This window comes from Cobetia sp. BMC6 (assembly GCF_029991385.1).
Taxonomy (GTDB): Bacteria; Pseudomonadota; Gammaproteobacteria; order Pseudomonadales; family Halomonadaceae; genus Cobetia.
The window spans coordinates 1-12,598 of record NZ_JAKUMF010000009.1 but is presented as its reverse complement, the minus strand read 5'-3'; the positions used below and the strand labels follow the sequence as shown (position 1 = coordinate 12,598).

Below are 12,598 nucleotides of genomic sequence, written 5' to 3'. Positions count from 1 at the left end.
ACGCTTTGTTTCATGAACCGACGTTTCATGAACCGACGTTTCGTGAAGCGTTGTCTCGTGACGCATGTCAGGCCTCCCGTGTCGCGAAGTCGATGCGCGGGTCGATCCACACATACATCAGATCAGAGACCAGCTTCAGGATCAGACCGATCAGGGTATAGAGATACAGGGTGCCGAAGATCAGCGGGTAGTCGCGCTGCAGGACGGCCTCGAAGCCGAGCAACCCCAGCCCGTCGAGGGAGAAGATCACCTCGATCAGCAGCGAGCCGGTGAAGAAGATGCCGACCAGCGCCGCGGGCAGCCCGGCGATGATGATCAGCATGGCGTTGCGGAAGACATGCCCGTAGAGGATGCGGTTCTCGCTGGCGCCCTTGGCGCGCGCCGTCAGGACGTATTGCTTGTGGATCTCGTCCAGGAAACTGTTCTTGGTCAGCATCGTCAGGGTTGCGAAGCTGCCGATGGCGGAGGCCAGCACGGGCAGGGCGATGTGATGGAAGTAATCCAGAATCTTGCCGGCGGTGGACAGCTGCTCGAAGTCCGGCGAGGTCAGCCCCCTGAGCGGGAACCAGTCCAGATAGCTGCCGCCGGCGAATACCACGATCAACAGGATCGCGAACAGGAAGCCCGGAATGGCGTAGCCGACGATGACGACGCCGGAGGTCCAGATGTCGAAGCGCGAGCCATGCACCAGTGCCTTGCGGATACCCAGCGGGATCGAGACCAGATAGACCAGCAGCGTGGTCCATAGCCCCAGCGAGATGGAGACCGGCAGGCGCTCCAGCATCAGGTCGATCACCGGCCGATCACGGAAGAAGCTGTCGCCGAAATCGAACTGCGCGTAATCGACGACCATGTCGGTGAAGCGCTCCCAGACCGGCTTGTCGAAGCCGAACTGCTGCTCCAGCTCCTCGATCAAGGCCGGGTCGACCCCTGACGCGCCGCGATAGGTCGAGGAGCCACCGCCACCGCTGGTGACACCATCACCGCCGCCACTGTTGAGGCGGGTGCTGGCACCGGCACTCATGCCGTCCAGACGTGACATCAGTTGTTCGATCGGGCCACCGGGGGCGGCCTGAACGATCAGAAAATTCAGCAACAGGATTCCGAGCAGCGTCGGAATCATCAACAGAATCCGGCGCAGAATATAGGCACCCAATGGCAATCTCCCTGCGTGCCCCTCATCGCCGGCATCTGATGCGCGGTGCAAGGGGCATCGGTTATTGGTGTCGTGGACGCATCAGCAAGGCGTCAATCCCGCCAGGCGTCTATGCCTGGCATATGCGCCGAGCGTATTCTTCAGGCTTGTTGACCAGACGTATTCACCCGGCTTATTCACCTGGCTTATTCACCCGGCTCCAGCGAGGCATCCTTGTCGGGCTCGATCCACCAGCTGTCCAGGCTCAGCTGGTATTCCGGGAAGGGCTGCGGATAGCCGAACTTGTTCCAGAGCGCGATGCGCGTCGCCGCCAGGTGCCACTGGGGCACGACATGAAAGCCCCAGCGCAGTACACGGTCGAGAGCCCGTGTCGCGCTGAGCAGGTCTTCGCGGGTCTGTGCCTGAATCAGGGCATCGGTGAGCGCGTCCACCACCGGACTCTTCAGCCCGATCAGGTTGCGTGAGCCGGCCACGTCGGCATAGTCGCTGGTCCAGTATTCACGCTGCTCGCTGCCGGGGCTGTTGGACTGCGGATAACTGCCGACCACCACGTCGAAGTCGAAGCTGCGACGGCGGTTGATGTACTGATTGACGTCGACGGTGCGAATCCGCGCCTTGATGCCGATGCGCGCCAGATTGCGAATCCACGGCTGGATGATGCGCTCGAACTGGGTGTCGTAGTTGAGCACCTCGAGCGTCAGCGGCTTGCCGCTGCTGCGGCTGACCAGCTGGCCCTTGACCACTTCATAACCCGCTTCGCGCAGCAGTCCCAACGCCTTGCGCAGGCGAGGGCGCAATTCCTGTGGCTCATCGATCGGCAGAGGCTTGTCGAAGACCGCGCTGGGCAGCTCATCCTTGAAGGGCTCAAGCAGCGCGAGTTCCTTGCCGGTGGGCATGCCATCCGCGGCCATGTCCGAGTTCTCGAAATAGCTGTGGGTCTGCTGATAGGCGCCGTAGAAGAGGTTGCGGTTGATCCAGTCGAAGTCGAAGACCAGCGCCAGTGCCTCACGGACTCTCGGGTCCTGGAAGCGCTCGCGGCGCTCGTTGAGCACGAAGCCCTGCATGCCCGCCGGGTTGCTGTCCGGGACTTCCAGCTTCTTCAGGCGGCCCTCGTGCAGCGCGGGAGTGTCGTAGGCGGTCGCCCAGTTCTTGGCGCTGCTTTCGACATGCAGATCGATGCTGCCGGCCTTGAAGGCTTCCAGCGACACGGTCTGGTCCCGGTAGTAGTCGTAGACCAGCGTTTGGATGTTGTGGCGGCCCTTGTTGACCGGCAGGTCCTTGCCCCAGTAGTCGTCGACACGCTCATAGCGAACCTGGCGGCCGGCATCCAGAGACGCCATGCGATAGGGGCCGGAACCCAGCGGGAGTTCCAGGGTGGCGCGTGTGAAGTCGCGGCTCTTCCAGTAGTGCTCCGGCAACACCGGCAGCTGGCCGATGATCAGCGGCAATTCGCGCGCCGCGTCTGGCGCCATCTCGAAGCGCACGGTGTCGGCATCGATCACGCTGACGCCGGTGACATCGTGGTAATAGCTCTTGAAGAACGGCAGGCCTTCATCCTTGAGCAGGCGATAGGTGAAGACGACATCTTCGGCAGTCACCGCCACGCCATCGTGAAAGCGCGCCCGATGATCGATATCGAATTCGATGGCGCTGCGGTCCTCGGCCAGGCGGACGCCGCTGGCCAGCAATCCGTATTCGGTGAAGGGTTCATCGGCGGAGGGGATCATCAGGGTGTCGTAGATCAGTCCCCCGAAGTAGTTGAGTCCCGCCACCGAATTGCCCTTGAGGATGAAGGGATTGGTGGAGTCGAAGCTGCCGATGGCGGCGCGCGTCATGCGACCGCCGACCGGCGCCTCTGGATTGACGTAAGGAAAGTGCGTGAAGCCGGGCTTGTGGGCGGGCTCGCCGTAGATGGCCAGGCCATGCACGGTCGGGACGTCCAGCGGCGTCTGCACGTTCGAGGTGGGGATACTGGTTGCCTGCGCGCTGGTTGCCTGAGCGCTGGTTGCCTGCGTGCCCGACGCCATGTCGGCGCTGGGGCGTGAATCGGCAGATTGCTCGCTATTCGCATTGGACCCAGCTGCATTGGGCTCAGCCGCGTTGGCCGTGGCAGTGAACGAGCCGCTCACCATCAGCGCCCCCAGGCATAGCGCACGTAGCGCGGCCCAGCGACGTTGGGTGAGTGAAGAAACACGCTGCATCGAAGACTTCCTTGACTGAATGACCCGGGCCTCGCGGCCGTGATGAAATGACCGGCATCTGGGCAGCGGCTGGTTTGCGCCTGACTCGCCATCAACTCTGCTTGCTTGGGTCTCCTCAGCGGTTGTCGACAAGTGTGACGACACCGCTGTCGACACACTATCGTGAGCTGCCGTGAGCTGAAGAAGAACCGCAGGAGAACTGCGGAAGCGGTGCAGCAGGTGCACGCCACGCGCCGGGCTGCGGCCGGTCTCCTTGCATCGACCCCGCCAAGAGTAACGAAGTTCCCTGTCAGCGGCCATGCTGCGGCGTTTGAATCGCAAACGCCCCCACCATCGCAGATGGCAGGGGCGTTGAGGAATCGCCTATCAAGCGTCGTGCAACGACGCGTGAATCGACTGACTCAGTTGGCGCTGTAAAGGGTCAGCATCTGGCCGGGGCGCAGGTAGTCCGCAGATGACAGCTTGTTCCAGCGCGCGAGCTGGCGAGTGCTGACATTGTGACGGGCGGCGATCAAGGACAGGGAATCGCCACTCTTCACGAGCACCTTCTTCTCGCCGTTGGCCGAGGCCAGCTGGGTGGCCACCGAGGCGCCGCGGTCCGGCACCATCAGTGCCTGGCCGATGCGGATGGTGTTGCCCGAGAGGCGGTTCTTCTGCTTCAGCTCGGACAGCGTCAGGCCACTGCGGCGCGCGATGACGGACAGGGTGTCGCCGCGCTTGACGCGATAGCTGGCCCAGCTCTGGCGCGCTTTTTCAGGCAGCGTGGCCAGCTGGCTGAGGAAGGTATCGCGGGCGGTGGCGGGAATCACCAGCGAGCTGTCACCCGGCGTGGTGGCCCAGCGCTTGTAGGCCGGGTTCAGGGCGCGCAGCTCGTCTTCGCTGATGCCGGCCAGCTTGGCGGCGGTGGACAGGTCCAGTTGTCCGCCCGTCTCGACGGCCGCGATTTCCGGCCTGTCGTCAATCTTCGGCAACGAGAGCCCATATTCCTCAGGGTCGCGAATCACCGCGGCCAGTGCCAGAAGCTTCGGCACGTATTCCATGGTCTCGTTGGGCAGCTTGATGTTCCAGTAATCCTCATCGCCACCGGCGCGGCGGCGTGCACGATTCACGGTGCCGGCACCGGCATTGTAGGCGGCCAGCGCCAGCTCCCAGTCGCCGTCATACCAGCGCTCGCCCTGGGTCTCCAGGTAATCCAGCGCGGCATCCGTGGACAGCAACACGTCCTTGCGACCGTCATACCAGCGGTTGCGTGTCAGCCCCATGGCGTCACCGGTGCGCGGCATGAACTGCCACATGCCGGTCGCACCGCCCGGATGCGCGGCATCCGGATCGTAGGCGCTCTCGATGAAGGGCAGCAGTGCCAGCTCTGCCGGCAGGCCGCGTGCTTCGGTGCGCAGTGTCACGTAGCGAATCCAGGGGCGGGCCTGTTCCGCGATACGCTCCACGTGGTGGGGGTGCTCCTGATACCAGCTGATCCATTTGCGCACGCGTGGGCGACCGGTGTCCTGCTGCAGCTGATAGCCGGCGCGCAGTCGCTCCCAGACGTCGTCGTAGTGCGCGGGAATGGCGTCGACGGCCTCCATGAAGTTCAGCGGGGCGCGCTGATATTCACTGGTGGGCGAGACCCCGGACACCATCGCTGAATTGGCGCTGGCGGTCAGCGGCATCAGGCACAGGGTGGCACCCAGAGAGGCGAGGCGAATCAGGTGACGCAGTCGAGCCGGACGGAAGGGGGCCTGGGTCGGAGTGACACGACACGGCGTGTCGGCGGCCATCTGGCCGTCGGTACGGAGGTCTTGCTGATGCATTGACGAAATACTCTCTGGCGAGCCGCGGCTGGATGGGACAGCAGCGGCTCGGCTGGCCGGTCATGCCGGCACGAATCAGTGACTGCGGGGGCTGATCGAGATCAGGAATGTTCTCGACCCGCTGTCACGCGAAATGCCATTCACGCCGCGCTCCAACCGCTCACCTGGGTGGCGTCAGAACGGGGGCAATGGCACGCGGGCAGCAGGGCTAGAAGTTGTCCTTCCACTGACGCAGTGCCGTGAAGGCCGCCAGTGGGGAATCTTCCTGACCCGAGGGTGCCGAGAGGCGTCCTTCCTGCTCGAGGTGGCGTTGCAGCGCCACCTCATCACTGCGCAGGAACGGATTGATCTGCTTTTCTCGGCCGATGAGGGTGGGCAGCGTGGGGCGGCCCAGTGAACGCAGCTGTTCACATTCTGCGTTGAGGGTGTCTCGCGCCGGGTTGTTCGGCTCGGCGGCACTGGCGAAGGCCAGGTTGGCCAGCGTGTACTCGTGTGCAGGGAAGACGAGCGTCTCTTCCGGCAGGGCGGCGAGGCGCGACAAGGAGTGATGCATCTGTTCTGGCGTGCCCTCAAACAGGCGACCGCAACCGCCACTGAACAGGGTGTCGCCGCAGAACAGCAGTCCCGGCATGCCGGAGCTGACAAAGGCGATGTGATCCAGCGTATGGCCCGGCACTTCCATCACCTCGAATAGGCGGCCCTGCAGGCGGAAGCTGTCGCCATCGCCGACACGCTCGTCGATACCGTGGATGGCCGGATTGTGCGGGCCAACCACGCGAGGCTGATAGCGTTCGATCAGCTCCGGCAGGCCGCCGGTGTGATCCTGGTGGTGATGGGTGATGAGGATGGTGTCGAGGGTCAGGCCTCTGGACTCCAGGGCCTCCATCACCGGGCGTGCATCACCGGGGTCGACGACCGCCACGCGGGGGTTGTCGTCGCTCTGTATCAACCAGATGTAGTTGTCCTGAAAGGCCGCTATGGGCGTTACGCTCATCATGGTGGTCAGGTGCTCTTGATGTCTTGCAGTCGTCGATCGAAGCAATGACAGGCCAGTGACGCGAAAAGGGGCTTCATACGTCCTCGCCGAGGAATCGGCCAGGCTGAAGCAGATGAACATGGCATGTCATCGTCGCCTGCAATACTGATGGGCAGGCGGTTCCATCGACTCCTTACTGAGAGTTAGTTGTCGAAAGCAGCATAAAGTCATGCTCAGAGACGGCTCAGGACGATCGTGCTCCTGGCCGCTCCCCTGGCCGCGTATCCGGGCGGGAGGGGCAATCCGTATGCTCTATGATCGACAACGCATATTTATGGGTCATTCGCAGGATGTTGGGCAACACCTTGCTTCACTCTATCCTGAGTGTCGGGCCGGGCGTGTCGAGACGCTCGGTGCCCGCAGTCCTGTTCAAGACTCGCTTGTCGGCATTTCGTTCCCGGTCAGGCTCGCCGTTTGCGATCAGGCGCCGGGTGGCTGACGCAGAGCCCAGCAAGAAGAGTCCCGCTGGAAAAGTCACGACTGGCCGCCGGTGCCAAAGTCCATGAGCGCCATCAATCGCAAGGCCAATAGCCAGCACGATGATGCCCAGTGGATTGATTCGTGGCGGGAATCTGAATTTTCAGGATAACAAGCCTGACGAGCCAGCAGGTAAGTGTCAAACCTCTTATGGTGTGAGAATGTAGACAAGTGTCAAAGCCTGTCTATGCCGTGGGGAGTGTCTCCCCGCCTGAAGCCCGGGAGATGCAAGATGTGGAAAGGCCCCTTTGGTGTGAATGACTCCGGTGCGGACAAGGCCAGCGCGTCCCTGACCGCCGAGGAGCGCCAGCGCCAGCATGCGCGCCAATTGAGTGCCCATGTGCGCGCCATGCGTGCCTTTTTAGAGGGCCCGGATGGGCAGGACATCCTGACGGCGGAGCGCGAGATGCTGTTGCCGCTGTTCGAGCGCTGCTTCGGTTTTCACAGCCTGAACCTGGGCCCGGGCGGCAATGACCTCCTGTCGCTCTCCGCCATCCGCCATGCCATCCAATGGAGTCCCGAGGCGGCGCTTGCCGAGTCGCCTTCCACCTTGATCTGCCCGCTGACGCAGCTGGCTTTGCCGGACGAGAGCATGGATCTGGTGATGCTCCACCATCTGCTGGAGGTCGCGCCGGAGCCGCACCGACTGCTGCGTGAGGCGGCCCGCGTGCTGCGCTCCAGTGGCTGTCTGGTCATCGTCGCCTGGCAGCCGTTATCAGGCGAGGGGCTGCTGCGTCTGGACCCGCGGCGTCGCCACATCACTCCCTGGGAGGGAAGCTGGCGGACGCCGGCGGCCCTGCGCGATTGGCTGGCCTTCGTGGATTTCGAGATCGAGCGCATCGACTATGCCGGCTTCCATCTGCCGGGGTTACGCCTGCGACACGGTTGGCTTGAACGCATGGGGCGCCGCTACAACCTGCCGCTGGGCAGCCTGATGTTGATACGGGCGCGGCGCAATGTCGGGTACGTGCAACCCTTGAATGCCAAGCGACCGCGAGTCGCCATCCCCGGTGTCTCCATCGGCCAGGCCACGCGGGTGCATTCCCGGGAGGGGCATGTGAAGCGTGAGTCGCGCAGAGATCTGTCCGAGCGTGGCTAGCTCGAGGGCTCCCTTTTCTTCAAGGCTTCAGTCTGGCGGAAGCTGTAAAAAAACACAGGGACTTTGGCCATGCTGCATGCGAGTGGGTAGAATGGCGCTCATTGTGGCAAGGCCTGCTGTTGCCGCGGGGGGGCTCCCGGAGAGTGATTGTCAGGGGGCGGTTTCCAAGCCCCGCCTCTGCGAGCCAGGCTTGCCCCTGTCGTGACAGCCAGCGCCGTCGCACTTGCCCGTCTTCGTTTCCTTTGTCGAGAGTGCCGTTTGTGAGCCAGAGTTCATCCACGCCCGAACCCCAGAATCCCTCCGCTGCTGCGACGTCCGAATCCAAGGCGGCGCCGACTCGCGTGGTCATCCACACCGATGGTGCCTGTCGTGGCAACCCGGGCCCGGGTGGCTGGGGCGCGATTCTGGTCAGTGGCAAGCATCGCAAGGAACTCAATGGCAGCGAGGCCCAGACGACCAACAATCGGATGGAGATGATGGCGGCGGTCGAGGCGCTCACTGCGCTCACCAAGCGCTGTCAGGTGGTGCTGTGGACCGACTCCGAATACGTCAAGAACGGCATCACCAAGTGGGTGCACGGCTGGGTCAAGCGCGGTTGGAAGACGGCAGCCAAGCAGCCGGTCAAGAATGAAGATCTGTGGAAAGCACTGCTGGCCCAGAGTGAGCGTCATGATATCGAGTGGCGCTGGGTCAAGGGTCATAGCGGCGATGAGGGCAACGAGCGCGCCGATGCGCTGGCCAACGAGGCCATCGACGAGATGCAGCGCCGCCGCTGAGTGCCTCGGCTGGCAGGTACACCTAGCGTGGTGGCCAGCCGTGTTTGAGCACGGACATGCAGTATCCGATATTGAGGCACCCTGATGCGCGGCCCGAAGCTTGAGGCAGATGCCGGTCAGGGAGCTGTCACTGTTTACCAAGAGGTCTGAGATGCGTCAGATTATTCTCGATACCGAAACGACAGGTATCGATCCGAAGGAAGGCCATCGCCTGATCGAGATCGGCGCGGTGGAGATGATCAACCGCCGCCTGACCGGACGCACCTACCATCAGTACGTCAATCCTGAGCGCTTGATCGATGCAGAGGCGATCGGGGTTCACGGCATCACCGATGAGCGAGTCGCCAACGAGCCGGTCTTCGCCGAGATTGCCGATGCCTTCTGGGACTTCATCAAGGGTGCCCAGCTGGTCATCCACAATGCGCCATTCGATGTGGGCTTCATCGATCACGAATTCGGGCTGATCAACCCCGGGCGCGCCAACCCGTTGGGCCCGGTCGCCGATCACTGCGCCATACTCGATACCCTGAAGCTGGCCCGAGAGAAGCACCCCGGACAGCGCAACAATCTGGATGCGCTGTGCAAGCGCTACGATATCGACAACGGGCATCGTGTGCTGCACGGCGCCTTGCTGGATGCCGAGATTCTCGGCGACGTCTATCTGGCGATGACCGGTGGCCAGACGGCGCTGGGCCTGGACGTGATAGAGGAAGGCGATGGCGAGGAGGGCGGTATCGTCGGGGTTCGTCGCCTGCGTGCCGATCGCCCACGTCTGGTCACGCCCGGGCTTTCCGCGCTGGAACTTGAGCGTCACTCGGCCTGGTGTGAAGAGATTCGCGGCAAGGCGGATGAGTGCCTGTTCGATCGCTTCTCGCTCGATGCCTTGGGCAGTCTTGATAGTGCCAGTCTTGAAGGCGCCAGCTTGGACAACCGAGGTGCCCGCGGAGACGACGCCTGATGTTGATTCGTGATCTCTCGCGTGTGACTCAGCGCCATGGTTATCTGATTCGCGTGGGGCGTGATGGCGTGGCGCCTGCGCCGGATGGCGGCATCATCCAGCCTATCGCGGATTGGCCCAGCGGCGCCGTGGCCCTCGGGGAATGGCAGGGCGCGCCGATTGCGGTGTTCGGTGAGAATGGCAGTGCGGATTGGCCCACCGCGCGTCAGTGGCTGCATACGCTGCCACGTGATCAGTTTCCGCTGCTTTCCAGCGCGCTACAGGTACTCAAATGGCTGCGCGACCATCGATTCTGTGGCCGTTGTGGCAAGCGCATGAAGCGTCTGGAACATGAGTTCGCCATGCACTGCACCGGTTGTCAGCATCGCAGCTACCCGCGTATCTCGCCCTGTATCATCACGCTGATCACTCGGGGGCGCGAGATGTTGCTGGCACGCAGTCCGCGCTTCGGGCCGGGCATGTATTCGACCTTGGCGGGCTTCATCGAAGCCGGTGAAAGTGCCGAGGAGGCCGTGCGGCGAGAGGTGCACGAGGAAGTCGGTGTCGAGGTCGGGCGAGTCAGTTATTTCCAGAGTCAGTCGTGGCCGTTCCCGCACTCGTTCATGTTGGGCTACTACGCGGAATATGCCGGTGGCGACATCACCATCGATGGTGTCGAGATAGAGGATGCCCAGTGGTTCACGCCGGAAGACTTGCCGGGGCTGCCCCCGAAGTTCTCGATCTCGCATGCCTTGATCGACAACTTCCTGCGCTCGGTCGCGACGGGCCGCTGAAATTGTGAGCCTCTCCCCAAATAAAACGCCCCGACCATTGGCCGGGGCGTTTTATTTGGCTGGTGCATCAAGCGACCCTTTTCATCGGGCTTGTTCGCAACGATGCACCTGCTCAAGTAGACGCTTACTTGTTCGGGAACAGAGACGTCAGCTTGGTGGCCAGCATGATGTTGCCGGTGGCTTTCAGGCGGCCAGTCATGAAGGCCTGCATGCCGTCGACTTCGCCTTTCATCACGCCCTTGAGGGTATCGCTGTCGGTGCTCAGGGTCACTGACGGATCATCGTGCTCACCCTCGCCGACGTCCAGAGTGCCGTCCTTGACGACCATGTAGTAGTCATCGCTGTCGGTGATGTTGAATTGAAAGACTTCATCCATGCCCTTGGCGGCTTCGGGGTTGAAACGGCTCTTGAGCATGTCGATGACGGCGTTGGCGTCGGCCATGGTGATATTCCTTGTCAGGGCTAGCGGTGGAGAAAGGTCAATGATCGCGGGGAAAGATGACGTGCATGATGAGGGGTGGGGTGTCGTTCATCACCTTGCTCACCATGAAGTGATCACGCTGCTGACCTTCAAGACTGACATCAGATTATTTCAAACGAGCGTTCCAATCAAGTCGTTTAATCGATCTGGCGTGTTCCGCGCTTCAGCGCTCAGCTCCGAACCTGCAGAAGTAACGTGTAGAAGTAACATATAGGGATAACGTACAGATCGCGTCCAGGTCACCTAGAGAACCCGCACAGGCGGCTCGCCAGTCACATGACAATACGAGCAGCGTGTAATCTGCCCAAGCGCCTGCCAGCCTTGCAGGCGGGCAAGCTCGCCCCCATATCGAGTACCATCCCGCACCGGCCCTTTAGCCGGTGATTTCGTTATGGGGTCCTGGTCGTGTGGCAGATGCCTTGACCTTCTGCCTGACAGCCATGCACTCGAGAGCGAGCGTTCGCCGCTCACGTGCAGGCGAGAGATCAGACACCTTCTTCAATGTTTCAGGAGCAAGTGCATGCAATGGATTTCACAGTACGGCCTCTTTCTGGCCCAGGCGATCACCGTAGTGGTCGCGATCGCGGCCATCGTGCTCATCATTGCACGTGCACGACAGGGGGAAGCGGGAGAGCGCCAGGCCAAGCTGAAGATTCGCCCCTGGCATGAGCGCATCAAGGGCTATCAACGCGAATTGAGCCACGCCGGCCTGGAAGAGGCCGAGTACGCCGCCAAGGAGAAGGCGCGGGCCAAGAAGCACAAGCAGGAGGCCAAGGCGCTCAAGAAATCGCTCAAGGCCAAGGCGAAAGCCAACAAGGGCGGCAATGTGGACAAGGACGATACGCCGGCCAGCACGCGTGGGCGCCGGGTCTTCGTGCTCGACTTCGTCGGCGATATCAAGGCCAGTGGTGTGGAAAGCCTGGCAGAACAGATCACGGCACTGGAAGGCGTGCTGGGTGAGCAGGATGAGGTCGTACTGCGACTTGAGTCCGGTGGTGGCCTGGTGCATGCCTATGGTCTGGCCGCGGCACAGCTGGACCGTCTGCGTGCCAGTGGCGCGCGACTGACGATCACGGTCGACAAGGTCGCGGCCAGTGGCGGTTACATGATGGCCTGTGCGGCGGATCACGTGGTGGCAGCGCCCTTTGCGGTCATCGGCTCGATCGGTGTCGTGGCTCAGGTGCCCAATGTGCACCGTCTGCTCAAGAAGCATGATGTGGATGTCGAGATCCTGACGGCGGGGCGTTACAAGCGCACCTTGACCATGCTCGGCGAGAACAGTGAAGAAGGGCGTGAGAAGTTCCTGTCGGACTTGGCGCGCACCCATGAGCTGTTCAAGCAGCATGTCGGCAGCCGTCGTCCGCAATTGGACGTCGAGGCAGTGTCCCAGGGCGATATCTGGTATGGCAGTGAAGCCATCGATATCGGTCTGATCGACGAGGTCGGTACCAGTCAGGCGTTGCTGGCGCGCTATCTAAAGGAAGAGGTCAAGATATTCGAGGTGAGTCTCGAGAAGCCGCGCCGCGTGATGGACCGTTTCGGCAAGGGCGTGACATCGAGTCTGGATCGCGTGCTGGACCGCGTGCTGGAGCGCAATGCGGAGTCGCGCTGGCATCAGCAATAAAAGGGCTCTTCGACGCCAAGTGTGGAATTAGTGCCCTGGAATGGTCCAGGATATGGGCCCCCGAACAGACTGGAGAATTGATATGGATGGTACTCAGGTCCTGACCCTTGGCTTGGGCTTGCAAGCGCCTTGGAAACTCAAGGACCAGCATCTGGATACCACGTCATCTCCGCATCGTCTCGAGCTTTACGTGGAAGCCGACCGGGGGA

10 protein-coding genes are annotated in these 12,598 nt (G+C 62.2%); 5 read left to right on the top strand and 5 right to left on the bottom strand.

From position 1 onward, the window contains the following. Window positions 1-67 precede the first annotated feature (67 nt). The 4 genes from yejB to gloB form a co-directional block, all read right to left on the bottom strand. The gene (gene yejB / locus MKZ40_RS14060; protein WP_084589313.1) at window positions 68-1,156 is read right to left on the bottom strand and encodes a microcin C ABC transporter permease YejB; all 1,089 of its coding nucleotides are present in this window, start codon (window positions 1,154-1,156) and stop codon (window positions 68-70) included. A gap of 185 nt (window positions 1,157-1,341) precedes the next feature. Continuing rightward, window positions 1,342-3,357 (bottom strand): extracellular solute-binding protein, encoded by a 2,016-nt coding sequence (locus MKZ40_RS14055; RefSeq protein WP_254627153.1) that lies wholly within the window; start codon window positions 3,355-3,357, stop codon window positions 1,342-1,344. Window positions 3,358-3,758: 401 nt separating this feature from the next. After that, a complete protein-coding gene (locus tag MKZ40_RS14050; RefSeq protein ID WP_254627152.1) occupies window positions 3,759-5,165 on the bottom strand; it encodes a LysM peptidoglycan-binding domain-containing protein in 1,407 nt (468 codons plus the stop codon). 208 nt (window positions 5,166-5,373) lie between these two features. Beyond that, complete coding sequence (gloB, locus tag MKZ40_RS14045; RefSeq protein WP_107334887.1) at window positions 5,374-6,162, bottom strand: hydroxyacylglutathione hydrolase; 789 nt, start codon at window positions 6,160-6,162, stop codon at window positions 5,374-5,376. Between the two features lie 748 nt (window positions 6,163-6,910). On the opposite strand from gloB, the gene MKZ40_RS14040 reads away from it, so the two are divergent. The 4 genes from MKZ40_RS14040 (at window position 6,911) to nudC (ending at window position 10,284) form a co-directional block, all read left to right on the top strand. Further along, window positions 6,911-7,777, top strand: a complete 867-nt coding sequence (locus tag MKZ40_RS14040; protein WP_175090218.1) for a class I SAM-dependent methyltransferase — start codon at window positions 6,911-6,913, stop codon at window positions 7,775-7,777. 341 nt (window positions 7,778-8,118) lie between these two features. After that, window positions 8,119-8,553 (top strand): ribonuclease HI, encoded by a 435-nt coding sequence (rnhA, locus tag MKZ40_RS14035; RefSeq protein WP_054556047.1) that lies wholly within the window; start codon window positions 8,119-8,121, stop codon window positions 8,551-8,553. A 151-nt stretch (window positions 8,554-8,704) separates the two neighbouring features. After that, window positions 8,705-9,511, top strand: a complete 807-nt coding sequence (gene dnaQ, locus MKZ40_RS14030) for a DNA polymerase III subunit epsilon (RefSeq protein WP_175090216.1) — start codon at window positions 8,705-8,707, stop codon at window positions 9,509-9,511. Beyond that, complete coding sequence (gene nudC, locus MKZ40_RS14025; protein WP_175090215.1) at window positions 9,511-10,284, top strand: NAD(+) diphosphatase; 774 nt, start codon at window positions 9,511-9,513, stop codon at window positions 10,282-10,284. Before dnaQ ends, nudC begins: the two co-directional genes overlap by 1 nt. A 124-nt stretch (window positions 10,285-10,408) precedes the next feature. Here the strand turns inward: nudC and MKZ40_RS14020 are convergent, their stop codons facing one another. Further along, complete coding sequence (locus MKZ40_RS14020) at window positions 10,409-10,726, bottom strand: SCP2 sterol-binding domain-containing protein (RefSeq protein ID WP_043332726.1); 318 nt, start codon at window positions 10,724-10,726, stop codon at window positions 10,409-10,411. A gap of 559 nt (window positions 10,727-11,285) precedes the next feature. Here MKZ40_RS14020 and sohB point away from each other — a divergent pair. After that, window positions 11,286-12,389: a protease SohB gene (sohB, locus tag MKZ40_RS14015; RefSeq protein WP_175090214.1), complete on the top strand. Its 1,104-nt coding sequence runs from the start codon at window positions 11,286-11,288 to the stop codon at window positions 12,387-12,389. The last annotated feature ends 209 nt before the right edge of the window (window positions 12,390-12,598 follow it).

Coding starts and splice junctions, on each gene's coding strand:
- MKZ40_RS14055 (WP_254627153.1), bottom strand. CDS start 3,357: ATGCAGCGTGTTTCTTCACTCACCCAACGTCGCTGGGCCGCGCTACGT.
- MKZ40_RS14050 (WP_254627152.1), bottom strand. CDS start 5,165: ATGCATCAGCAAGACCTCCGTACCGACGGCCAGATGGCCGCCGACACG.
- gloB (WP_107334887.1), bottom strand. CDS start 6,162: ATGATGAGCGTAACGCCCATAGCGGCCTTTCAGGACAACTACATCTGG.
- MKZ40_RS14040 (WP_175090218.1), top strand. CDS start 6,911: ATGTGGAAAGGCCCCTTTGGTGTGAATGACTCCGGTGCGGACAAGGCC.
- dnaQ (WP_175090216.1), top strand. CDS start 8,705: ATGCGTCAGATTATTCTCGATACCGAAACGACAGGTATCGATCCGAAG.
- nudC (WP_175090215.1), top strand. CDS start 9,511: ATGTTGATTCGTGATCTCTCGCGTGTGACTCAGCGCCATGGTTATCTG.
- MKZ40_RS14020 (WP_043332726.1), bottom strand. CDS start 10,726: ATGGCCGACGCCAACGCCGTCATCGACATGCTCAAGAGCCGTTTCAAC.
- sohB (WP_175090214.1), top strand. CDS start 11,286: ATGCAATGGATTTCACAGTACGGCCTCTTTCTGGCCCAGGCGATCACC.